Origin of the sequence: Sphingomonas sp. Leaf242, assembly GCF_001422045.1 — a bacterium.
In the GTDB taxonomy this organism is placed as follows: Bacteria; Pseudomonadota; Alphaproteobacteria; order Sphingomonadales; family Sphingomonadaceae; genus Sphingomonas.
Genome location: NZ_LMLW01000001.1, coordinates 303,847 through 326,121, shown reverse-complemented (window position 1 = coordinate 326,121; position 22,275 = coordinate 303,847). Strand labels below are relative to the sequence as shown.

Below are 22,275 nucleotides of genomic sequence, written 5' to 3'. Positions count from 1 at the left end.
TATCGTTTATCGATAAACGTCAAATGACAGGAGCGGAAATCTTCGGATCGATCGCAGGCTACAGCCTAGAGGTCAGCGCTCGAACGTCGCCGCGTGAGGTCTTGCCGCGACGGTGGTGAACATCTTCGCCGGGCCGTCTAGCCAGAACGGAGCGAGCTTGGCGGAGTCGGTACGCTCGATACCGACCACCCACGCGCGAGCGGTCTGCGCGTCGTCGCCGGCCGTTGCGTAGAGAATATTCGTGGCGAGAACGGGCACGAACATCGGGCGGTTGGCGGCCGTCATCGTGCGGATCGCCTCGCGCGCAATCGCGGCGACGGTGCGGATGGTGCGCGTTTCGCCTGCGGCCAAGGTGAAGGGCGGCGCGGCGGGACGGACGACGGGCGCGGCGTTGAACTGCGCAAGGTCCATATCCTGATCGGCATGCGCGGTGAGCAGCGCGACGCCGGTCCGGATCGCCTCGGCCGATGCCGTCCCCGTGTTGGTGATGATGAGTTCGCACTCGACGGTGGCGCTGAGCATATTGAGGCCCGCGCGCAGGGGGCGGAGTTCGCATGTCAGTCGTGCGCGTGCGGCAGCGGGCGGCGTGGGCGCGGCCTTCGCCCTCGGCTCGAGGAATTTGGGTGCGCTCGCGGGTATGGCCGCACCGGCTACGGCGCCCGGGGTGACGACAGGCGAAGCGGGCGTCGACGATATCGCCGGCTCAGCGGGAGCCGGGGGAGTCGGGGCGGCAGGCTCGGGGGTAGGCTCGACATAGGCTTCGGGTTCGATCCGGTCGAATCGACTGCCGCGCGGTTTGCGGCGGAGTGCCCATAGCGCACCGAGAACCACGACGATCGCCGTCAGCGACAGCCACAGCGGCATCGACCTGCCCGTTTCCGGCGCGGAGAGCGTGGATTCGGGCCTCGGGGTCGGTGCGGCGGGTTGCGGCGCAGCTTCGGAGGGAGCGGTCGCGCTCGGCGAAGACTGGGGAGCCGGCACGGGCTCTTGCGGCGGCGCCGTGACGGGCGGTTCGGCAGGCGTCGACGTCCGCGTTTGGTCGGGCTCCGACGTCCGCGGTTGAGTCGCCGTTTCCGAAGTGCTGCGGTTGGCCGCGCGTTGGCCAGTCGTTCGATCGGTCGCTGCTGGATTGGTAGCCGGGCGATCCCTCGCCGCACGGTCGGAGGCGGTGGTGGTCGTCGCGCGTGGCGTCGGCGCGTTGCGCGGGACCGGCGCACTCTTCGGCGATGGGGTCGGCGATGTGCTCGGCAGGACGATCGTCGGTGCGGCGGGAACCGGTATCGAGCTCGTGTCCGGGGTCGGCTGCGTACCGGGCGTCTGGAGGCGCTCCAGGCCGCGTACTGGTGCGGCTGGCTCGGTCTGCGCGACTGCCGATGTCGCGGCAGTACCCAGGACGGCCCCAAAGACTGTCATGGTGGCGAGCAGGGCGGCCAGCGCCCCGCGGTCGGTCGTCATCGTCGAAATCCCCTGCGCGCGGTCTCGCGGCGTTGTGCTCGGGGGAGGCTGAACCTGCTGCGACGGCAAGCCGTCATGCGACGAGTTGCTTCCAGGTAGCGGCGAAGCGTTGGTGACGTATGAGCGATCGGGCGCTGGTTGACCGCAATCTCGCCCGCCAGGGGCGCGCCGAAGGTGACGGAGGGGGAAGACACGGAACAGCGGTTTGCCCTTCCTCCCCCTTCGTCTGGCAAGCGCCAGCCACCTCCCCTTGGCGGGGAGAATCGAGATGGCTCGCCTTACTTTGGTGCGACGACGACCGCGCCGCCCTTCATGACGAATGCGGGGTGCTCCAACTGGCGGACGTCGGCTAGCGGGTCGCCTTCGACCGCGATCAGGTCGCCGAAGCGGCCGGGCTGGATCGCGCCGACATCGGCGGCGCGTCCGAGCGCGGTCGCGGCACTGGAGGTGGCGGCCTGGATCGCCTCCAGCGGCGTCATGCCCCATTCGACCATCTTGGCGAACTGGAGCGCGTTGTTGCCGTTGGGGTAGACGCCGCCGTCGGTGCCGAACAGCATCTTCACCCCGGCGGCATGCGCCGCGCGGAAGGTCTGGCGCTGCTTGAGGCCGATCGCGCGTTCCTTTTCGAGGCTTTCGGCGAAGACGCCGTTCTTGGCGCCCTCGGCGAGGATATAGTCGTCGTCGTAGATATCCATGTCGAACCACGCGCCGCTGGCCTTGGCGAGCTTGAACGATTCGGCGTCGGCGAGGCTGGCGTGCTCGATCGTATCGACGCCGGCGCGGAGTGCGTCGTTGATGCCTTCGGTGCCGTGGGCGTGGACTGCGACCTTCATGCCGAGCATGTGCGCCTCCTCGACGATCGCCTTGATCTCGGGGAGGCTGATCTGCTGTGCGCCGACGCTGTCGGTTTTCGAGAGGACGCCGCCGGTCATGCAGACCTTGACCACTTCGGCGCCGTATTTGCGGATCGTCCGTACGGCGCCGCGGAACTCGTCGGGGGTGTTGGCGATCTGCGGATGCGGGACCTGGATCGAGGGCGGGAATTCGGTCGCGTCGCAGTGGCCGCCGGTCGCGCCGAGCGCGTAGGTGGCGGGGACGATGCGCGGGCCGGGGACGTAACCGCGCTCGATGCCCTGCTTGAGCGCGACGTCGTCGTAATTGGCCGAGCCGACGTTGCGGACGGTGGTGAAGCCCGCGTCGAGCGTCTTGCGCGCATTGGCGACGCCGACGACGGTCCAAAAATTGTCGGTGAATTCCAGCGTACGATACCCGCTGAGCGTCGGGTCGCTGGTCAGGTGGACGTGCATGTCGATCAGGCCGGGGAGCAAAGTGCGCTCGCCCAGATCGACGCGTTCGGCGCCGGCGGGGACCGCGTCGCCCTTGCGCCCTACCGCGGTGATGCGGCCATCGACGATCGTGACCTGCGGGCTGTCGACGCGCTTGCCCGCGAGGACGTCGATCATGTGCGCGGCGGTGACCACGACCGTCTTTGCGTCCGCGGTGGTGGCGGTGCCGGCGAGCAAGGCTGCGGCGAGAATCCTGGCGATCGTCATGTGGTTGTCCCCTTCCCCGAGTAGCGCATCGTGTGCGGCACCGCGCGGGTTGGATCAAGGGGGCGATCGACGCACCGCGCTTGCCCTAATCTGGACACCGACGCAGGTCATCGCTGCGCCCATGACGACGAGACTCACCCCGATGATGCTTCGCTTTCTTCCGCTCTGTGCTCTGGCCGCGGCGCTCGCGCCGACGGCAGCCAACGCCGATCCTGCGCCGTTCGACCTTACCGGGCCGAATTTGCGCGTCGGCGTGACGCACGGGACGACGACCCTGCCGATCGCGCAGGTGCCGCGGCTCGCGACCGGCGACCGGGTCACGATCGCGGCCGATCTGCCGACCGGCAAGAAGGACGATGCCGAGCGCTATCTGCTGGTCGCGGGGTTTTTGCGCGGTGCGACTGAGCCGCCGCCGAAGTCGTGGTTTTTCAAGGCCGAGACGTGGAAGACGAAGAAGGCCGCGCTGAATTTGAAGGTGCCGGACGGGGCGCGGCAGTTGGTGGTGTTCCTTGTGCCCGACAGCGGTGGCTTCGATACCGTCGTCGCGGCGGTGCGCAAGCAGCCGGGGGCGTTCGTGCGCGCGGTGCAGGATCTGGATCAGGCGTCGCTCGATCGCGCGCGGCTCGATGCGTTTCTCGATAGTATCCATGCGCTGGAGCGGACGCGGCCGGAACGGATCGAAGCGGTCTCGCCGCTGCTGTCGCGCAGCCTGTCGATCAAGCTGAAGGCGGAATGCCTCGATCTCGCCGCCGATCTGCAAGCCTCCTGCCTCACGCAGAGCCGCGATTCGCTGGTGCTGGCGGATGGCCAGAGCTCGACGCTGGCGGATACGCTGGTGGGCGCACCGACCGATCTGGCGCTGCAACTGAGCGCGACACCGGCGGGCGGGCTGGGCTACTATAGTCCGTATATCGGCGTGGTGCGCGATCTGGCGAAGATCTTCGGCGCGTTCCAGTCGACGCAGTTCCGCTATATTCCGGCATTGGCGCGATTGCATGACGATCGGATGGCGTTGTTGCTGAATGCGGCGCCGTCGTTCGCGAGCCCGAAATCGGTGATGGTGGTGGCGATGCCGGTGATCGAGACGGGCACGCCGCAGACGCCGACGTTGCGGCGCGCGGAGGCCGATCGGCTGGTCTGCGCGGCCAAGCCCGACCTCGTGCTGCCGGTCGAGGGCGCGCCGCTGATCTATGCGACCAAGTTCGCGCACGACATGAGCTTGCGGGTGACGACGCCGCAGGGTGGCGTGGTCGAGCTGCCGGTGCAGGCCGATGCCGAGCGCGGCGGCTATGTGCTCGATCAGGTCGGCATGCGGACCGCGGGCTTGAGCTCGGTTACCGATGCCAAGCTGCACGGGCGTTGGGGATTCACGCCGTTCGACGGACCGCAGTTCCGCTTGCAGGTGCCGCGCGCGGGCGGGTGGACGATGGTCGATACCGATCCGGAGAATCTGGTGGTCGGGCGCGACAACCCGGTCGCACTGGCGGGGCCGACGCCGAGTTGCGTCGAGGCGGTGACGCTGACTAGTACGGCTGGCGACGTGCCGCTGGCGTGGACGACGAATGGCGACCGGATCGGACTGACGCTGCCACTCGCGAAGACCGCACCGGGGAAATTGACGCTGCTGGTCAAGCAATACGGGATCGAGGCGCCGCAGAAGATCGCGCTGACTGCGCTGGCCGAGGCGGGACGGATCGATGGCCTGACGCTGTATGCGGGCGATACGGCGGGAACGCTGGCGGGAACGCGGCTCGATCTGGTCGCGTCGATGACGGTCGACGGGGTGGCGTTCAAGCCGGGCGAGGTGGTCCGTGCGGACAAGGGTGATCTGCTAGGGCTGACCGCGGATACAGCGCCGACGTTCGCGGCGGGGCAGGCGAAGACTGCGCTCGTGACGCTGACCGACGGGCGGAAGCGGTCGGTGAAGTTCACCGTCGCGGCGGCGCGACCCAAGGCGACGCTGATCGCCAAGAGCGTGGTGGCGCCCCCCTCCCCCGGGCTTCCCGTCGTACTGGCCGGCGATACGGCGATCGCGCAGGACGCCCGGCTTACGTTCTCGTTGCGTGCGGAGGGGGCGACGCGGTTTGGGGCGGGGGACAGCGTCGAGATTGGCGCGGTTGCCGGTGGGCCGACGACGAGCGTTGCGTCGGGTCGCGGGCTGACCGTGCAGGACGAGCGGATCGCGGTGGTGTCGGTCGAGCCGGGCAAGGCGCTCGGCGTGTCCGCGCATGGGCCGCTGCGGTGGCGACTGGTGCAGGACGGCGTTACGGGCGACTGGGTGCCGTTGACGAGTTTGGTGCGGGTGCCGGCGCTGGCTGGGGTGACGTGCAAGGACGTCTGCACGCTCGCCGGGAGCGACCTGTTCCTGATCGATTCGGTGGCGGCGAATGCGGGGTTCGCGGATGCGGTGCGGGTGCCGGAAGGGTTTACCGGGGCTTCGCTGACCGTACCCAAGCCGGTTGGCGGAGCGCTGTATTTGAAGCTCCGGGATGATCCGGCGGTGGTCTCGACGGTGGCGGTCAAACCGTAACGCCTTAACCCACCCTCACCTTCCGTCATCCCCGCGGAGGCGGGGACCCATATCCTCCGACGGTCGTGCACGATCGCACGGCCAGCCGGTATGGGTTCCCGCCTTCGCGGGAATGACGCCGTAGAGACGCGATATTTACGGGATCAAGCGGTCCGCACGCAGTTCCGCGAACAGGTCGAAGAACGCGTCATCCGTGGGCTGGTATTCCTTGAACCCCAAGCGGCGGCTCTTGCCCATGTCCGTCACCACCTCGATCGGGCGGCCGAGATCGGCGTCGGTGTGCCACGGCGAGGCGAGTCGCGACAGGTCGGCTTCCGCCAGACCTTCGCGCGCGGCGATCTCGCGCCAGATGCCGGCATCATCCTTCATCTGCTCGTCAAGAGTCAGGATAGTGCCGTCGAACGGGGCCGGTTCGATGCCGAACCACTCGGCGATGCGGCCCCACATCCAGCTCCAGCGGAAGACGTCGCCGTTAACGACGTTGAACGCCTGATTGCGCGCTTCCGGCGTGGTCGCCGCCCAGATCAGGTGATCGGCGAGCATCGTCGCGCTGGTCATGTCGGTGAGGCCGTTCCACTGCGCGGCCGAGCCCGGGAAGCGGAACGGACGGCCGATCTCGCGACATAGCGTCGCATAGACCGCGAGCGTGGTGCCCATGTTCATCGCATTGCCGACCGCCTTGCCGATGATCGTGTGCGGGCGGTGGACGCTCCAGCCGAAACCTTCGCGCTCGGCAGCCTCGAACACGGCGTCTTCCTGCGCATAGTAGAAGTTCTCGACGTCGAGGCGGCCCTGCTCCTCGCGGAACGGGGTCTGGGGGAGGACGCCCTTGCCGTACGCCTCGAACGGTCCGAGATAATGCTTGAGGCCCGTCACCAGCGCGACATGGCCGACGCTTCCGGCTGGCGACAACGCGCCGAGCAGGTTGCGGACCATGCCGCCGTTGACGCGGATGTTCTCCGCCTCGCTGTCCTGGCGCGACCAGGTGGCGATGAACACTGCGTCGGGCTTGAGACCGGTGAGTGCCTTTTCGAGGCTGGCGGGATCCTGGAGGTCCGCCGCGACGGGCTGGACGCCGTCCTGCTCGGTCGGGCGCCGCGCGAGACCGTGGACGGTCCAGCCCGATTTCACCAATGCCGCGGCGGTCGCGCTGCCGACGATCCCGCTCGTACCTACTACCAATGCCGTCTTGGCCATCTTCAGCTCCTTATCTGCTCGCTACCAGCTAGGCACCGAACGCACGGGCTTCTAGAAGGCACCCTTTGGGGACATAGGCACCGGAAGGTATCCACATGCAGGCGGGGACGGCCGACGAGGAATGGCGCGAGGATTGCGCGCCGCGACGGACGCTCGAGCTGTTCGCGACCAAGTGGACGAGCATGATCCTGCATACGCTGCACGTGCGGCATGACGGCCCGGCGCGGACCGGCGTGTTGCTGCGATCGATCCCGGGAATCTCGAAGAAGATGCTGACGCAGACGTTGCGCGAAATGGAGGCGGCCGGGCTGGTCGTGCGGACCGTGCACGGGACGGTACCGCCTGCGGTGGATTATGCGCTGACGCCGCTGGGCGCGCGGTTCGTCGAGCCGGTCGAGCTTCTCTACGACTGGGGGCGCCGGAATGCCGATGCGCTCGATGCGTTGCAGGCCAAGCCGACCTCGCGCCGGTAACGACGGTTTGCAGTGACGATCCGCTTGTCGCTATGGGGCGCGGATGACCGCATCGGATCTCCAGAGCCTGTTCGTCACCAACCTCGTCCGGTACAATAGCGGCGATCGGCGGCGGTGGCGGCTGATCGTCGGCGACGTGAAGGTCTACAGCCTCGCGACGCACGCGCATTGCAACTGGGCAGTGACGCCGTCGGGCAGCGCGAGCGAGGTCGACGCGGTCGAGCGGCTGGCGGACCGGCTGCGCGAGGATCACCCCATCATCACCGCCGGCTGACGGCGTCTCATACACGCCGGCTGACGGCCTTTCATCTACGCAGGAGCAACACATGGCGAAGCAATATTGGGCGCAGATCATCGAACTCGATGAGGAAATGACCGCCGCGACGATCCCCGGCGCGACCGATCACGAGGATGCGGCGGATTCGCTGGTGGCGGATTTCGTCGGCGCGATGGGCGGCGAGATCACGTCTGGCGCGGTGCGCGTCTGGGTGCAGGGTGGGGTCGAGAAGGTCTATGACTGGAAGGCCGACTTCACGATGCCCGACATGGACGAGATGGGCGACGAGGACGAGATGGAAGTCGAGGGCGAGATCGAGCTGACCGAGCGGGTTTGAACTCCCGCGGCGTCACCTTCTCGTCATCCCAGCGAAAGCTGGGATCCAGAGCCACGCAGCATTACACACTTGGCTCTGGATCCTGACTTTCGTCAGGACGACGACGTATCAGGGGACCGTCTTCCCCGCCGGGGCGAGTTCGTGCCAAGTGTGGTCGTCGTGCGCGAGCAGCGCATCCGCCTCAGCTGGGCCTAGCGTCCCCGCCTCGTAGGGTTTCGGCATGCTGGCATCGTGCGCCCAGAGGTCGAGGAACGGCTGTACAGCGGCCCAGCCCGCCTCGATCGCGTCCGCCCGTTGGAACAGCGTCTGGTCGCCGACGAACAGGTCGTAGATCAGCGACTCGTACCCCGTCAGGTGGCCGATATCGAATTCGTCGGCATAGCGGAAATCGAGCGCGATCGGCGCGGTTGCGACCTCAAGACCGGGGCGCTTGATGTTGATGTCCATGCTCAGCCCCTCGTCGGGCTGGATCTGGATGATCAGCCGGTTGGGCGGCAGCATGTCGGCGGCGGCACCGGGGAACGACGCGAACGGCACCGGCTTGAAGGTGATCGCGATCTCGGTGTCGCGACAGGTCATCGCCTTGCCGGTGCGCAGGTAGAACGGCACGCCCGCCCAGCGCCACGTGTCGACCATCAGCTTCAGCGCGACATAGGTTTCCGTCTTGCTGTCCGGCGCGACGTCGGGCGAGGCGGTGTAGGCGGGCACATCCACCCCCTTCACCTTGCCAGCGGTATATTGCCCGCGGACGCCGTTGCGCTTCGCCTTGCCGGGCGAATAGACGCGGACGGCTTTGAGCACCTTGCCCTTTTCGTTGCGGATCGCCTCGGCATCGAAGCTGGCGGGGGGCTCCATCGCGACCATCGCGAGCAGCTGGAACAGGTGGTTGGGGACCATGTCGCGCAGCGCGCCGGTGGCGTCGTAGAACTTGCCACGAGTGCCGACGTCGACCGTCTCGGCGGCGGTGATCTGGACGTGCGCGATGCAGTCGGAGTTCCAGACGCGCTCGATCATCATGTTCGCGAACCGCGCGGTCATGATGTTCTGGACGGTTTCCTTGCCGAGGAAATGGTCGATCCGGTAGATTTGCGCTTCGCCGACCTTCGATAGGATGCGTGCGTTGAGCGCCTGTGCGGAGGCGAGGTCGTGCCCGAACGGCTTCTCGATCGCGATCCGGCGGAAGGCGTGCGGCGCTTCCGCCATCAACCCGTGGTCGGCGAGCTTGTCGACGATGTCCCCGAAGAACTTGGCCGGCACCGCGAAGTAGAACGCGACGTTGCCCTTCACGCGCCCCTTTAGCTGTTCGTAGACGTCGTCGTGCGTGAAATCGCCCTGGAGATAGCCGACGCGATCCTTGAGCCGTGCCCAGGCGTCGCCTTTTCCGCCGGCCCCCTCGCCGCCCTTCGCATCGAACGTGCCAAGCGCCTCGCGCAACGACTGGTCGTTGCCTTCGTCGATGCCGACGCCGAGGACGTGGAAATCGTTACCGACCAGCCCTAGCCGGGTCATGTTGATCAGCGCCGGCATCAGCAGGCGGCGGGTCAGGTCACCGAAGGCGCCGAAGATCACGAGCGTCGTCGGCGGGGCGGGCTTGACGGACTTGCTCACGAATTCGCCTCGGACATGCATCGACCCTTTCTGCGGTGGTTTCTTCAAACCGCGTAGCGCGTACCGATGTTCCGCGCTCGCGCTCAGGTCGCCGTAAGGATGTTGTCGCCGAACGCGCGCGCGTCGACCTCCGCCCAGTCGAGTTCCTCCTGCAAGCGGCGATACACGTCCTCGGCCACCTCGCCCTTGTCGCGCATTTCGTGGAGCAGGACGCGTTGGCGTGCGATCATCTCGAGGTGGAGTTCGTCGAATTCCGAGGTGGCCTGCGGATCGTCCGCCTCGGCGGTGACCTTGCCGGCCGCGCCGTAGCGGAAGCGCAATGCATCCGCCGCCTTGCCTTCGCGCGCCGGCAGTACCGCGAGGCCTGCGTCAATCAGTCGCTTGCGGGCGGGGGCGATCTCGTCGGCCAGCCCGGTATCCGCGCCGAGATCGAGACGGCGGATCAGCGGGCCGAGCGTGAGCCCTTGCAGCACGAGCGTACCGATCACCACGGCGAACGCGGCGAGCACGATCAGGTCGCGCCCCAGCACCGATCGTGGCAGCGCGAATGCGGTCGCGAGCGTCAGCAGACCCCGCATGCCCGACCATGACAGGATGATCGACGCATTCCAGGGCGGTGGCTTGGGCAGCCAGGACGGCGCGTAGCGGCTGGCGATCACGCCCTCGACGAACCGCACGAAGAACACCCACGCGATGCGCGTGACCAGCACGGTCGCCAGCACCGCGGCGGCGAACCCGATTGCGGGCCAGCGCTCGGCGGCGGGCAGACCGACCAGCACGTCGCGCGATTGCAGCCCCATCAGCGCGAACGCGATGATGTTGAGGACGAGCACTGCCGCCGACCATACCGCCGCGCCCTGCAAACGGTCGCGCGCGGGCTGGACGATCGGGCGGCGCTGCGACACGATCATCCCGAACGTGACGACCGCGAGTACCGGCGAGATGTGCAGACGCTCGGCGAGCAGCCAAATCCCGAACGTAACCGCGAAATCGGCGAGGCTCGCGCCGAGCGTGCCTGCGAACAACGGCGCGACGCGCAGGTAGAGCCACGACGCAATCGCCCCGAACACGATCCCGCCCGGCACCGCGGCCGCGAGCGCAAGCGGCGTCACCGGCGTGTCGGAATGCGTCGCGAACGCCACCGCTAGCCCAAACAGCAACAGCGCGGTGGCGTCGTTGAGCAGGCTCTCGCCCTGGAGCAGCAACAGGCCGCGGCGCGGAATGCCGACTTCGCCTAATACCGCTTCCGAGGCGGCGGCATCGGGTGGTGCAACGATCGCCCCCAAAGCGAACGCGGCGGCGAGCGGCAACCCGCCCAGCGTCACGCCGACCAGCGCGACCGCCGATGCCGTGACGAGCACGGCGAATACCGCGAGGCTCAGCAGCGGGAACCAGTGTCGCCGCAACGCGCGTGGGCTGGTGTAATAGGCGGCGTACAGCAGCGCGGGGGCGATGAACAACGCCAGCGCCAGATGCGGCTCGACCGTGATCTTCGGCGCGAAGGGCAACGCGGCAAAGCCGATCCCGGCCGCCGCCAGCAGGGTCGGATAGGGCACGTTCAACTTGCGCGCGAGGACCAGCAGGACCAGCGCGGCGAGCAGGATCGCGTCGAGGCTTTCGAATACTTCCACGGGCACGCAACGGGTGGGAGGAGCGGACGGGCCCGCCGCATCGCGCAGGCCAAAAAAAACCACCCCGTGCATGTCGCACGGAGTGGCCTAGGTTCAGGGAGGAGGGACGCTAGAAGCGTCCCGTACGGCGCCGCGAAAGGGGGGAACACGATGCCGTACAGGACCTAAATGGGTGAGCGCCGATTTGGTTCAACCCTTGTTGCACCGCACTGCAAATAATTTTGCTAAATGCGTACGCCCCACGTCGAGCGGCACCCTCATTGAGCTGCCGTAGGTGCAGCACGGCGCCGGTATCGAGGACGACCCGTAGCGCATTGCGCGCCACGGATCGTCCTCGTGGGAAAGCCTCAGACGTTGAACTGCGGTGCGGCCATCTGCGGCTGCGGGGTCTGGCCGAGCTGTGCCTGGCGCGCAAAGATGTCGCGCATCAGCGACAGCGAGAACAGGTGCGCGTACAGCAGCGGGAGCATGCCCGACTTACTCATCTTGCGCAGCGCATCGCCGCGCAGGTCGATCAGCTTTTCCTCGTTGATCATCTGGAAGCCGCGATAGACGAACGGCTGGTCCGCACCTTCAGGCTGGATCGTGACTTCGCCGTCCATCAGCAGCTCGAGCTCACGTAGCTCGTTCATGAAGTTCTGCGTGCGCGCGCCGGCCTGTTCGAACGACTCGTTGAAGCCGAGGATGTTCTTGGTCAGCTCGGTCGGCTGGCCGTTCTCGAACAGTGCATCGCCGTCCTCGAAATCGCCGATCGCCTGCGAAGTCGGGTCGAAACAGAGCGACAACTCCTGCGCATCGGGGTGCAGACGCGCGAGCATGTACGGGTAACGACGGACGTAGGCGGGCACGTAGAACGTGTTCTCGGTCAGCTTGCCGTCGTCGCCGACGAACACGTTGACGCCCTCGTTCAGGCCCATCAGCGCGAGCGGGATCGCATCGTCACCGACCGAGAAGACGATCGGCATGTGACGCTGGACCAGCGGAAACTCGTCGACGGTGATCGGGATGGCGTGCTGGCCGACCAGGAACGGCGCGCTGTCCTGCGGGCGGACCTTGTAGTTCGCATGCGTGTCGCTCGAAAGCGGCTCGAGGCCATTATAGAAAAGCGGAAGCTGGGCGGTGCTGGCCATGTTACTCTCCGGATCGGTCGGTCGAAATGCCGGTGGCTCATGCCACCGATTGGGGCGAGGCTCTATGGTGCGCCGGGCGGGCGTGCAAGTGTGACGAGCTTGCCGGGGTTGAGGATGCCGAGCGGATCGAGCGCGGACTTGATCGCCCTGAGCGCGGTCATGCGGGCGGGCGACGAGAGGCGTTCGAGTTCGTCGCGCTTCATCTGGCCTATGCCGTGCTCCGCCGAGATCGAGCCGCCGGCCGCGACGACGAGGTCTCCGACGAACCGGGTGACGACCGGCGCGTCCTCGGCATACCAGTGCGCGGGGTCGGTGCCGGGCGCGGCGCGGACATGGAAATGGACATTGCCGTCGCCGAGATGGCCGAAGCCGCTGGCGTGCGTGCCGGGGAAGCGCGCGTCGCACGCCGCCGCCGCCTCGATCATGAAGCGCGGCATCGTCTCGACAGGGATCGAGATGTCGTGCTGCGTTGCGGGGCCGAGCGCGCGTTCGGCGGCGGAGAGCGAGTCGCGGAGCAGCCAGAATGCCGTGGACTGGGCTTCGCTGGTGGCGATCGTCGCGTCTTCGATCGCGCCGTCCTCGAGCGCTTTGCCGAGCAGGCGTTCGAGTAGCGCGGTTGGGGACTCGCCTTCGGTGGTGGCCGAGGTCGCCTCGATCAGGAGGTGCCAGGGGTGGCGGCCGGCGAGCGGCGCGCGGGCGTTCGGGAGGTGCGCGATGGCAGCATCGAGCGACTCGGCGGGGAGTATCTCGAAGCTCTCGATCGCGTCAGTCCTCGCCTGCATCGTGCGCAGGAGTTTGAGCGCGGCCTGGGGTGAGCCGATGCCGACCCACGCGGTGCCGCGCGCTGCGATCGCCGGGGCGAGACGCAATGTGGCGGCGGTGACGATCGCCAGCGTGCCTTCCGCGCCGATGAAGAGCTGGTCGAGGTCGTAGCCGCGATTGTCCTTCTTGAGTGCGGACAGGCCGTCGTAGATACTGCCGTCGGCGAGCACCGCTTCGACACCGGCGACGAGACCGCGCATGGTGCCGAACTTGAGGACCTGCGTGCCGCCGGCGTTGGTCGAGACGAGCCCACCGATCGTCGCCGTGCCCCGCGCGCCGAGTGTCAGCGGAAAGCGCCAGCCCTCCCCTTGCGCGGCGCCGTCGAGGTCGGCGAGGATCACGCCGGCCTCGGCGATGGCGAGACCGGCGTCGGCGTCGAGGCTGCGGATGCGGTTCATCCGGCGCAGCGACAGGATCAGCGCGCTGCCGTCGGCGGGAGCGGTCGCGCCGCCGACCATCGAGGTGTTGCCGCCTTGCGCGACGAGCGGCACGCGGTGCTCGGCGGCCGCCTTGACGATCAGCGCGACCTCGGCGGTCGAGGTCGGTGCGAGCAACGCGGGCGCAGCGCCGTGGAAGCGGCCGCGCCAGTCGTGCAGCCAGGGCTCGATATCGGTGGCGTCGGTGACGATCGCCTTCGCGTCGAGACACGCGCTCAGCGAGTCGAGCATGGCGGCTTGCGAAGGGGTCAGGGTTGCTGTCGGAAAAATAGCCACAGGCCACGCGCTAGACAAAATTCATCGCGGGTTCAACGATGGGCCCTAACGGTTACGACAGCATCATGATCCACTTCGCGATTCCCGCCACCCTGCTTGCATTAGCAGGCCCCGCCGCCGCTGCGGCCGCCACGCGGGACACGCATATGCGCCCGGTGCAGACCCGTGTGTCCCGTCTGCAGATCGCGCAGATCTCGATCCACGAGCGCATCATCATCCGCGTACCCCGGATGAACCGCACGACGATGCGGACGGTCGACCGGTCGACCGAATGGAAGGAGCACAAAGGCCCCAAATGCATCGCGGTGGCCGAGATCGCCGGGGCGATGCTGAACAAGGACGGCGCGCTCGATCTGCTGATGGCCGACCAGACCAGGCTGCGCGCGCGGCTCGATGGCGATTGCCGACCGCTCGATTATTATTCGGGCTTCTATCTGAGACCGGGGCCCGACGGGATGGTCTGCAAGGCGCGCGATGCGATCCGGATGCGCTCGGGCGCGCGGTGCGAGATCGATGGGTTCAAGAGTTTGCGGCCGAAGAAGTAGCGGGGGCCGGCCAGTCGCGTGTGTAGCGAACGTAGTCTCACCCCGCTCCGTCATCCTGACGAAAGTCAGGATCCAGAGTAACTGATGGTACGCTGCTTGGCTCTGGATCCCGACTTTCGTCAGGATGACGGGGGTTTTTGCGGAAATACGCCGCCCGCCGCCCCTTCCCCACCTTCGTTTCACCGCGTTTCCTTGACATTTGTCGCTAAATCGGCGAGCGCAAAAACGCTTGAGGGCAGTGCATTTCACCCTCCATTTACCGGACATTTGCATGAGTTTTGCCGATCTCGGCCTCTCCGACGAACTGCTCAAGGCAGTCACCGACTCCGGCTATACCGAGCCGACCCCGATCCAGGCCGGCGCGATCCCGTCCGTGCTGATGATGCGCGACATCATCGGCATCGCCCAGACGGGCACCGGCAAGACCGCGTCGTTCGTGCTGCCGATGATCGACATCCTTGCGCATGGCCGGAGCCGCGCGCGGATGCCGCGCTCGCTGATCCTCGAACCGACGCGCGAACTCGCTGCGCAGGTGGCGGAGAATTTCGAGAAATACGGCGTCAACTCGAACCTCTCGATGGCGTTGCTGATCGGTGGCGTGTCGATGGGCGACCAGCTCGCCGCGCTGGAAAAGGGCGTCGACGTGCTGATCGCGACGCCGGGCCGGCTGATGGACTTGTTCGGGCGCGGCAAGATCATGCTCAACGGCTGTTCGATGCTGGTGATCGACGAGGCGGACCGGATGCTCGACATGGGCTTCATCCCCGACATCGAGGAAATCTGCACCAAGCTGCCGAAGCAGCGCCAGACCCTGCTGTTCTCCGCGACGATGCCGCCGCCGATCAAGAAGCTGGCGGACAAGTTCCTGACCAATCCCAAGACGATCGAGGTGTCGCGCCCTGCGTCGACCAACCTCAACATCAAGCAGTATCTGGTGCCGGTGCCGAGCCAGACCGCCAAGCGCGACACGCTGCGCCGCATCCTCGCGCAGGAAGAGGTGACCAACGCGATCATCTTCTGCAACCGCAAGACGACGGTGCGCGACCTCAACAAGGTGCTGAAGCAGGCGGGCTACAAGTCGGGCGAGATCCACGGCGACATGGAGCAGCCGCAGCGCCTCGCCGAGCTCGAGCTGTTCAAGACCGGCGCGGTGACGATCCTCGTCGCGTCGGACGTCGCGGCGCGCGGGCTCGACATCAAGGGCGTGTCGACGGTGTTCAACTATGACGCGCCGTGGCATCCCGACGACTACGTCCACCGGATCGGTCGGACGGGTCGCGCCGGGGCGACGGGGACGGCGTACACGTTCGTCGCGCCCGACGATGCCGAGAATATCGTCAATATCGAGAAGCTTACCGGGCAGACGATCGAGCGGCTGAAGGTTGCCGAGCCGAAGACCGCGCCGGTTGCCGTCGAGGTCGAAGAGGACGCGCCGCGTCGCGACCGGTCGCGTAGCCGTCGCGGGGGACATTCGGAGGACGTGGCTCCGGTCGCGGTTGCGGAGGAGGCTGGTCGCGAGCGGCCGCGGACTCGTCGCGTACCGCGCGAAGACACGGTCGCGCCGGCGATCGTCGCCGAAGTGCTGGCCGCGGTCGAACCGGTCGTGGTCGCGAAGCGCCCGCGCTGGGAGCGGACGCCGATCGACGAGCCAGTGCCTGCGGTGAAGCCGCGCGTTGCGGAGCCAGCACGGGTGGAGCCGGTGCAGGTCGAACCGGCGTATGTAGAACCGGTTCGAGCGGCGCCCGTTCGGTCTGAGCCGGTGCCGTCTGAACCTGTGCGGTCGGAACCTCCTCGCTCGCAACCTGTTCGTTCAGAAGCCGCGAAGGTCGAACCGCCACGGACGGAGCGCATTCCTGCGGATTCAACGGGTGGTCGTCGCCAACCGGTCGCCGATGCGCCGGCGGATGGCTGGAACGGGCCGTTCCCGAGCTTCCTCAATGCCGTGATCGGAGGATATGAATGATGTCGATGAGCCGTATCGCCGCGCTTGCCCTGCTCGCCACCGCGGTAGCCGCACCGGCGGCACCGCGCGCGAAGGTCGCGGCGCCGCACGTCAACACGGCGAGCTTCGACAAGCTGCCGCAGCCCTTGCCGCTGCCGTATGACGAGGCGGCCAACGCCAATGCGCAGGTTGCGGCGGCGCGGGCACGCGCGCTGAAGACACACAAGCGGTTGCTGATCGATCTCGGCGGCAACTGGTGCCTTGATTGCCGCCTGCTGGCGGGGACGATCGACCTGCCCGAGATGAAGCGCTTCGTGGACAGCAAGTTCGTGGTGGTGACGGTCGACGTCGGTCGCTTCGACAAGAACGGGCAGATCGCCGCGGGCTACGGCATCAAGGGCCGCCTCAAGGGCGTGCCGGCGGTGCTGGTGGTCGATCCACGGACCAACAAGCTGTTGAATGCAGGGCATGAGACCGAACTGGCGGATGCTCGGTCGATGGGGCCTCAGGCCTTGGCCGACTGGCTGGCGAAGTGGGCGGCCTGATCCTCGTTTTGTGAGGGCCGGCTAGTGGCTGAGCAGTTGATACTGGTTTAGCTTGAAGTGGCCGTGGTTAGTTAGTCGCCTAGCCAGCGAATTTAGCGTCCACGACTGCAATCGATGGCGTGCCCTCACCTATCGCCGCCTTCGCGTCTCTCCCTGTCCCCCACGGGAAAGGGACGAGGCCGGCCGCAGCTTGACCGTGGGAAGGGTGAGGGCAAGGTTTGTCCGGACCATTGCTACCGGTCGTGTTCGTGAGTCGGCCCCTCTTTCTCGCCGGAAGCATCCAACGCCCCCTGCCCGTGTGACGTCGATCCGATGCGCGCCAACGGCGCCGCCAACGCAATCGGTTCTGCCAAGAAGCTAATTCAACGCACCGTGCCGGCCCAATACCCGCCGTCAGCCTGACGAAAGTCAGTATCCAGGGTACCAACAGCTAGCCTCCGTAGCTCTGGATCCTGACTTTCGTCAGGATGACGAGGTCAAGTATGACCCGTCGCGCGCGTCGTCGGTCGACCCTAGGCTGCAGCCGCGATCAGCGCGTCGTCCAACTCTCCTGCCCGCTTGTATGCCGAACGTTCGTTCAGGCGAGCAGCGTAGTCTGCAAACGCCTCGCGCTTGGGTAAGGAGCCGAATTGCAGACCGAACAGGATCTGCGACCCGACATACACGTCGGCTGCGGTAAAGCGGTCGCCGGCGATGTAGGGATGCGCGGATATGGCGCGTTCGAGCACGTCCACGACGGCATCGAAGCTGCCATAACCGACCATGCGCTGTTGCGCATCAGTGGGGACGACGCCGAGCGAGCGGTTGGTGATCGCGGATTCGACAGGACCGGCGGCGTAGAACAGCCAGCGATAATAGTCGGCACGTTCGTCTGCATGTGGCGCCAGGCCCGCGTCGGGGAAGGTCTCGGCGAGATAGGCGCAGATCGCGGCGCATTCGGTGATGGTCTTGCCGTTGTGGACCAGCGCGGGGACCTTGGCCATCGGGTTGATCGCGCGATACGCCTCGGCCTTCATCGTCGTGTCGTAGCCGAGCACGACCGTCTCGTACTCGGCGCCGACCTCTTCGAGCATCCAGCGGGCGATGCGACCGCGCGACATCGGGTTGGTGTATAAGGTCAGGGTCACGCGACTCTCCTTGAGAACGGATCGTGAACGATGGTCTCATGGAGCGGGAACGCGGTCAAGCGCTCGCTTTGGTTGCAGCAGGTCGCTCCAACGGCCGTCATCCTGGGCTTGCCCAGGATCCGGAGCTACGAGGGTCAGCCCTTTTGGCTCTGGGTCCTGACTTTCGTCAGGATGACGAAGAGGGGGTGCCTACACTAGCGCCTTGTCGAACAGCGTGAGCATGCGCGCCCAGGCCTTGTCCGCCTGGACCGGATTGTAGACCTTCGAGTCGGGCGGGCACCAGCCGTGCATCGTGCCTTCGTAGACCTCGATCTCGGCGGGGAGTTTCGCGGCTGCAAACGCGGTGCGCAGCGTGTCCTTCTCGGTAGGGGCGCGGGCGTCGTCGTTGGCGGCGATTGCGATCAGGTATTGCGCTTTCATCTGCGGGATCAGGAGGTGCGGGCTGTCGGGCTTGTCGGTGACGAAGCCGCCGCCGTGGAACGTCGCGCCTGCACGGATGCGGTTCGCGACCGCTGCGGCAGTGCGCATGACCATCGGGCCACCCATGCAATAGCCGGTGGTGGCCATGCCGCGTTTGCGATCGACCTGCGGTTGCGCGTCGATGAAGGCGGTGAACGCTTTCGCGTCGCGGACGGTGCCTTCGGACGTGAGCGCTTCGCGGAATGGGGCGATGCGGCTTTTGACTTCGGGTTGGTCGTAGGATTCGCCGGGCTTAAGGAACGGTGCCTTGGTCGAGCGGTAGAACTGGTTGACGACGAGCACCGCATAGCCCGATTGCGCGAGGCGGTCGGCCATCTGGCGGAAGGCGGGGCGCAGGCCCATGATGTCGGGCCAGACCAGCACGCCGGGGTGCTTGCCGGTGGCGGGAGCGACGAAATAGGCGTCGGCCTTGCCGTCGGGCGTGACGATCGAGACGTCACGGCCCTTGATGACCGCGGCGTTCGCGGGCGCGGGGAGCAACATCGTCAGCCCCATCGCGCCGGTCATCATGCCGAACTGGCGGCGCGAGACGCCGGCCAGATAGGCTTCATTATCGTCGGCGGTATGCTCGTCGCACATGGGCCTATCCTCTTGAATTCGGCCGCATGCTAACTCAGGCCGCGCGCCACCACCATACGCCATCTTGTGTCTCGCGGGTCGCCCGGCCTTCGACTTCGAGGCGGCGGAGATGCGCGAGGGCTTCGCCGGTCGCCATGCCGAGCACGTCGGGCCCGATCGCGCGGCGGAACAGGCGGCCGAAACAGTCGACGGCGCGGCGGGGCTCGGCGAGGAAGACGGCGAGCTCGTCGAGTCGCTCGCGGTGTTCGCGGTCCATCGCATCGAGGCGGGTGTGGAGGCCGGTGAACGGGTCGCCGTGGCCCGGCAGGACGAGCAGGTCGGCGGGCAGCGTCCTGAGCTTGGCGATCGAGGCGAACCATTCGCCCAGCGGGTCGGCGTTGGGTTCGGTGACGCCGAGCGAGACGTTGGGACTGATGCGGGGCAAGACCTGATCGCCGGCGATGAGGATGCCGCCGGCTTCGTCGTACAGGCACGCATGCTCGGGGCAGTGGCCGGAGCCGATGACGACGCGCCAGTCGCGCGTGCCGATCGTGAGCGTGTCGCCGTCTTCGATGCGGATGTAGCTGAGCGGGAGCGGCGTGATGATTTTCCGGAAGCCGGCCCAGCCCTTGGCGGTGGCGTGGTCGATCTGTTCCGAGCCCCAGCCTGCGCCGCGCCAGAAGGCGAGCATTTCGTGCGGGACCGAGTCGCGGGCATCGGCGGCGAGCATGCGCGCGGTGAGCCACTCGGCGCGGGTCATGATCAGGGCGGCGGCGTGGTGGTCGCACATCCAGCCGGCGAGGCCGATATGGTCCGGGTGGAAGTGGGTGCCGATCATCCTGGTGATCCGCGTGCCGGCTTTGGCGCCGTTGAAGATGGCTTTCCAGGCGTCGCGGGCGTCCGCGGTGTTCATGCCGGTGTCGATCAGCGCGTCGCCATCGATGTCGGCGAGGAGCCAGCAATTTACGTGTTTGAGGGGGCCGGGGATCTTGAGGCGGACCCAGTCTATGCCAGGGGCAACGTGCATCGTGCCGCCGGTCGCGGGCTCCGCGCCTCCGAAGGGATAGGTCAGGCCCTTGTGGCTGGTCGGCGCGAAATCGGTGTCGGGTGCGGTTGCCATCCGTTGCAGTTAGCAACTGGCTGTGGCGGGAGATAGTGCTGCCGGGCGGCGGACGCCTAGCTAGCTAGTCCGCGCAATCTTGCGATCCTCCCCCGCAAGGGGGAGGATCAGATAGGGTGCGCGCTAATTCGCGCTCTCGCCGTTACTCAAACTGGTTCGACACCGCCCCCCGTAAGACAGGGAAAGCTTGTTTCCCCGCGAAGGCGGGGACCCAGACTGGGCTCCCGCCTTCGCGGGAGAACAAAGCAGCGGGGGATGGACCGGATACGGTCGCGGGCTAGCGTGACGGCGACCCTCGCTAGCCGCATCTTCAGAGGTCAGCGCGAGCCCACCCCCTGCCCCCTCCCGCTTTCGGAGGGGTAGTGAGGTCAGCGCTTGAAGGGGTCGTCGAAGAGCGGCTTGACGGGGAGGACGCCGCCGTCTGCCACGAACTGTGCGTCCGCCGCCGCCTGAGTGCGCTCGGCGCGGAGCTGCTGGAGGAGCACTTCGCGGTCACCTTCGAGGCGGGTGTCGGTCGGGGCTTCCATGCCGGCGGCCTTGGCTGCCTTCGCGACCGCGGCGTCGAGCTCGCGCTGCGAGGTCAGGCCGAGCGTGACCGGGTCCTTCGGCGTGATGTTGGCGATGTTCCAGTGGCTGCGATCGCGGATCGCGGCGATCGTCGTGCGGGTGGTGCCGATCAGCAGCGAGATCGCGCCGTCGGTGATCTCCGGATGATTGCGGATGATCCACGAGATGCCGTCGGGCTTGTCCTGGCGCTTCGAGACCGGCGTGTAGCGCGGGCCCTTGGTGCGGCGGACCTGCTCGGGGCCCTTGATCATCTTGAGCTGGTAATCCGGATCGGCGGCACCCTTGTCGATCTCGTCCTGAGTCACTTCATGGGCGCGCACGGGATCGCGGCCGGTGAGCTTGGTCGAGGTGGTGTCGTCGGCGATCGCCTGGATCTCGAGGATGTGCAGGCCGCAGAAGTCCGCGATCTGCTCGAAGCTGAGCGCGGTATTGTCGACCATCCAGGCGGCGGTCGCGTGGGGCATGAGCGGCTGGGCCACGGCGGAAACTCCGTAAAAATAGAAAGGGCCGCCCCTTTCGGAGCGGCCTGACATGAAGCAGACTTAGTGCGCGCGGCGCTATCAAGCAAGCGAACAAGCGTAACGCGTATCATGCCGCGAGGAGCGGACGATCCAGGGGGCGGTCGAGCGGGACAAGCGCGTGGAGGAACTGGCGCGCGCTGGCGGGCCAGCTGTAGCGCGCGGCATAGGCGGCGCAGGTCACGCTGTCGCGGGTCAGCGCGGTAGCGATCGCAGTATCGAGGTCTTCGTGCATCGCGCCGACGCGGTCGTCGAGGACGTCGATCGGCCCAGTGACCGGGTACGCCGCGACGGGGGTTCCGCAGGCGAGGGCTTCGATCATGACGAGGCCGAAGGTGTCGGTGCGGCTCGGGAAGACGAGTGCATCGGCGGTCCGGTACGCGGCGGCGAGGTCGAGACCGGAACGATGTCCGAGGAAAACGGCCTGTGGAAACCGACGAGCGAGCGTGGCGCGCGCGGGACCATCGCCGACGACCACCTTGGTGCCGGGATGGCTGGAGGACAAAAACGCCTCGATATTCTTCTCGACGGCGACCCGGCCGACATAGAGCAGGATGGGGCCCGGCAGCGCGGTCAGTTCGGGATCTCGTGCGCCATCGAGACCGAACTGGGCGAAGTCGACGCCCCTGCCCCATTCGCGGACCTGATGCAGGCCGTGATCGGCAAGAGTCTTCGCGACCGATGGCGTGGAGACGAGGATAGACTGAGCAGGCCGGTGGAACCAGCGGATGTAGCGCCAGATCCAGTCGGGGTTCGCGCCGGTACGAGCGGCGATATAGTCGGGAAACTGCGTGTGATACGCGCTGGTGAACGGGAGCGCGCGGGCGAGGCACCAGTTGCGGGCGGCGAGGCAGACCGGCCCTTCGGTGGCCAGATGGATCGCGTCGGCGCCGAATGCCGCGAGCATGCGGCCGACGGCGCCTGAGCGCGCGAAGGCGAGTCGGATCTCGGGATAGGTCGGGCATGGCATCGAGGCGAAGCGTTCTGGGGAGACGACCAGGACCTGGTGGCCGATCGATTCGAGTTCCTGGCGGACAGCCTGGAGGGTGCGGACGACGCCGTTGACTTGCGGGCTCCAGGCATCCGTGACGATCGCGATACGCATCGGCTTATCCTTTCTTACCCTCTCCCGTCGGGAGAGGGAGGG

The 22,275-nt window shown here is 67.0% G+C and carries 19 protein-coding genes; 7 read left to right on the top strand and 12 right to left on the bottom strand.

The genetic code is table 11. From position 1 onward, the window contains the following. Positions 1 to 72: 72 nt before the first annotated feature. Positions 73 to 1,455: a hypothetical protein gene (locus tag ASF09_RS01540; RefSeq protein ID WP_060524109.1), complete on the bottom strand. Its 1,383-nt coding sequence runs from the start codon at positions 1,453 to 1,455 to the stop codon at positions 73 to 75. 278 nt (positions 1,456 to 1,733) lie between these two features. Next, entirely contained in the window at positions 1,734 to 3,008 is a 1,275-nt protein-coding gene (locus ASF09_RS01535) for a Xaa-Pro dipeptidase (RefSeq protein ID WP_060524107.1), read from the bottom strand. Positions 3,009 to 3,150: 142 nt separating this feature from the next. On the opposite strand from ASF09_RS01535, the gene ASF09_RS01530 reads away from it, so the two are divergent. Further along, positions 3,151 to 5,538, top strand: a complete 2,388-nt coding sequence (locus ASF09_RS01530) for a hypothetical protein (protein WP_060524106.1) — start codon at positions 3,151 to 3,153, stop codon at positions 5,536 to 5,538. Between the two features lie 135 nt (positions 5,539 to 5,673). On the opposite strand, the gene ASF09_RS01525 is transcribed toward ASF09_RS01530, so the two are convergent. Continuing rightward, the gene (locus ASF09_RS01525) at positions 5,674 to 6,735 is read right to left on the bottom strand and encodes an SDR family oxidoreductase (RefSeq protein ID WP_060524104.1); all 1,062 of its coding nucleotides are present in this window, start codon (positions 6,733 to 6,735) and stop codon (positions 5,674 to 5,676) included. Positions 6,736 to 6,830: 95 nt separating this feature from the next. On the opposite strand from ASF09_RS01525, the gene ASF09_RS01520 reads away from it, so the two are divergent. Genes ASF09_RS01520 through ASF09_RS01510 form a run of 3 tightly spaced genes read left to right on the top strand, consistent with a single transcriptional unit; the run spans position 6,831 to position 7,822 of the window. Continuing rightward, the gene (locus ASF09_RS01520) at positions 6,831 to 7,208 is read left to right on the top strand and encodes a winged helix-turn-helix transcriptional regulator (RefSeq protein ID WP_056047560.1); all 378 of its coding nucleotides are present in this window, start codon (positions 6,831 to 6,833) and stop codon (positions 7,206 to 7,208) included. A 43-nt stretch (positions 7,209 to 7,251) separates the two neighbouring features. Beyond that, a complete protein-coding gene (locus ASF09_RS01515; RefSeq protein WP_056047557.1) occupies positions 7,252 to 7,482 on the top strand; it encodes a hypothetical protein in 231 nt (76 codons plus the stop codon). A gap of 52 nt (positions 7,483 to 7,534) precedes the next feature. Continuing rightward, complete coding sequence (locus ASF09_RS01510) at positions 7,535 to 7,822, top strand: hypothetical protein (protein ID WP_056047554.1); 288 nt, start codon at positions 7,535 to 7,537, stop codon at positions 7,820 to 7,822. A gap of 108 nt (positions 7,823 to 7,930) precedes the next feature. Here the strand turns inward: ASF09_RS01510 and zwf are convergent, their stop codons facing one another. The 4 genes from zwf to ASF09_RS01490 all read right to left on the bottom strand — a co-directional run bounded on the left by zwf (position 7,931) and on the right by ASF09_RS01490 (position 13,681). Continuing rightward, positions 7,931 to 9,430 (bottom strand): glucose-6-phosphate dehydrogenase, encoded by a 1,500-nt coding sequence (gene zwf / locus ASF09_RS01505; RefSeq protein ID WP_235529492.1) that lies wholly within the window; start codon positions 9,428 to 9,430, stop codon positions 7,931 to 7,933. 83 nt (positions 9,431 to 9,513) lie between these two features. Next, entirely contained in the window at positions 9,514 to 11,067 is a 1,554-nt protein-coding gene (locus ASF09_RS01500) for a cation:proton antiporter (protein ID WP_060524100.1), read from the bottom strand. A gap of 341 nt (positions 11,068 to 11,408) precedes the next feature. After that, on the bottom strand, positions 11,409 to 12,191 hold the full coding sequence (locus ASF09_RS01495) for a SapC family protein (RefSeq protein WP_060524092.1): 783 nt from the start codon (positions 12,189 to 12,191) through the stop codon (positions 11,409 to 11,411). Positions 12,192 to 12,253: 62 nt separating this feature from the next. Continuing rightward, on the bottom strand, positions 12,254 to 13,681 hold the full coding sequence (locus tag ASF09_RS01490; RefSeq protein ID WP_060524090.1) for an FAD-binding oxidoreductase: 1,428 nt from the start codon (positions 13,679 to 13,681) through the stop codon (positions 12,254 to 12,256). 110 nt (positions 13,682 to 13,791) lie between these two features. On the opposite strand from ASF09_RS01490, the gene ASF09_RS01485 reads away from it, so the two are divergent. From ASF09_RS01485 to ASF09_RS01475, 3 genes are all read left to right on the top strand, one after another. After that, positions 13,792 to 14,271, top strand: coding sequence for a hypothetical protein (locus tag ASF09_RS01485; RefSeq protein WP_082444039.1), 480 nt, complete (start codon positions 13,792 to 13,794; stop codon positions 14,269 to 14,271). 271 nt (positions 14,272 to 14,542) lie between these two features. After that, positions 14,543 to 16,234, top strand: a complete 1,692-nt coding sequence (locus ASF09_RS01480) for a DEAD/DEAH box helicase (protein WP_060524088.1) — start codon at positions 14,543 to 14,545, stop codon at positions 16,232 to 16,234. 5 nt (positions 16,235 to 16,239) lie between these two features. Beyond that, positions 16,240 to 16,758: a thioredoxin family protein gene (locus ASF09_RS01475; protein ID WP_060524871.1), complete on the top strand. Its 519-nt coding sequence runs from the start codon at positions 16,240 to 16,242 to the stop codon at positions 16,756 to 16,758. Positions 16,759 to 17,270: 512 nt separating this feature from the next. Here the strand turns inward: ASF09_RS01475 and ASF09_RS01470 are convergent. From ASF09_RS01470 to ASF09_RS01450, 5 genes are all read right to left on the bottom strand, one after another. Beyond that, the gene (locus ASF09_RS01470; RefSeq protein WP_082443981.1) at positions 17,271 to 17,885 is read right to left on the bottom strand and encodes a glutathione S-transferase family protein; all 615 of its coding nucleotides are present in this window, start codon (positions 17,883 to 17,885) and stop codon (positions 17,271 to 17,273) included. Between the two features lie 189 nt (positions 17,886 to 18,074). Beyond that, positions 18,075 to 18,944 (bottom strand): dienelactone hydrolase family protein, encoded by an 870-nt coding sequence (locus ASF09_RS01465; RefSeq protein ID WP_060524086.1) that lies wholly within the window; start codon positions 18,942 to 18,944, stop codon positions 18,075 to 18,077. Positions 18,945 to 18,978: 34 nt separating this feature from the next. After that, a complete protein-coding gene (locus tag ASF09_RS01460; RefSeq protein WP_060524085.1) occupies positions 18,979 to 20,043 on the bottom strand; it encodes an MBL fold metallo-hydrolase in 1,065 nt (354 codons plus the stop codon). A 368-nt stretch (positions 20,044 to 20,411) separates the two neighbouring features. Beyond that, complete coding sequence (locus tag ASF09_RS01455; RefSeq protein ID WP_055873545.1) at positions 20,412 to 21,089, bottom strand: DUF1013 domain-containing protein; 678 nt, start codon at positions 21,087 to 21,089, stop codon at positions 20,412 to 20,414. 109 nt (positions 21,090 to 21,198) lie between these two features. Beyond that, on the bottom strand, positions 21,199 to 22,233 hold the full coding sequence (locus ASF09_RS01450) for a glycosyltransferase family 4 protein (RefSeq protein WP_060524083.1): 1,035 nt from the start codon (positions 22,231 to 22,233) through the stop codon (positions 21,199 to 21,201). Positions 22,234 to 22,275: the final 42 nt, after the last annotated feature.

Coding starts and splice junctions, on each gene's coding strand:
- ASF09_RS01535 (WP_060524107.1), bottom strand. CDS start 3,008: ATGACGATCGCCAGGATTCTCGCCGCAGCCTTGCTCGCCGGCACCGCC.
- ASF09_RS01465 (WP_060524086.1), bottom strand. CDS start 18,944: ATGTGCGACGAGCATACCGCCGACGATAATGAAGCCTATCTGGCCGGC.
- ASF09_RS01530 (WP_060524106.1), top strand. CDS start 3,151: ATGATGCTTCGCTTTCTTCCGCTCTGTGCTCTGGCCGCGGCGCTCGCG.
- ASF09_RS01525 (WP_060524104.1), bottom strand. CDS start 6,735: ATGGCCAAGACGGCATTGGTAGTAGGTACGAGCGGGATCGTCGGCAGC.
- ASF09_RS01510 (WP_056047554.1), top strand. CDS start 7,535: ATGGCGAAGCAATATTGGGCGCAGATCATCGAACTCGATGAGGAAATG.
- ASF09_RS01480 (WP_060524088.1), top strand. CDS start 14,543: ATGAGTTTTGCCGATCTCGGCCTCTCCGACGAACTGCTCAAGGCAGTC.
- ASF09_RS01515 (WP_056047557.1), top strand. CDS start 7,252: ATGACCGCATCGGATCTCCAGAGCCTGTTCGTCACCAACCTCGTCCGG.
- ASF09_RS01485 (WP_082444039.1), top strand. CDS start 13,792: ATGATCCACTTCGCGATTCCCGCCACCCTGCTTGCATTAGCAGGCCCC.
- ASF09_RS01490 (WP_060524090.1), bottom strand. CDS start 13,681: ATGCTCGACTCGCTGAGCGCGTGTCTCGACGCGAAGGCGATCGTCACC.
- ASF09_RS01520 (WP_056047560.1), top strand. CDS start 6,831: ATGCAGGCGGGGACGGCCGACGAGGAATGGCGCGAGGATTGCGCGCCG.
- ASF09_RS01450 (WP_060524083.1), bottom strand. CDS start 22,233: ATGCGTATCGCGATCGTCACGGATGCCTGGAGCCCGCAAGTCAACGGC.
- ASF09_RS01460 (WP_060524085.1), bottom strand. CDS start 20,043: ATGGCAACCGCACCCGACACCGATTTCGCGCCGACCAGCCACAAGGGC.
- ASF09_RS01495 (WP_060524092.1), bottom strand. CDS start 12,191: ATGGCCAGCACCGCCCAGCTTCCGCTTTTCTATAATGGCCTCGAGCCG.
- ASF09_RS01540 (WP_060524109.1), bottom strand. CDS start 1,455: ATGACGACCGACCGCGGGGCGCTGGCCGCCCTGCTCGCCACCATGACA.
- ASF09_RS01475 (WP_060524871.1), top strand. CDS start 16,240: ATGAGCCGTATCGCCGCGCTTGCCCTGCTCGCCACCGCGGTAGCCGCA.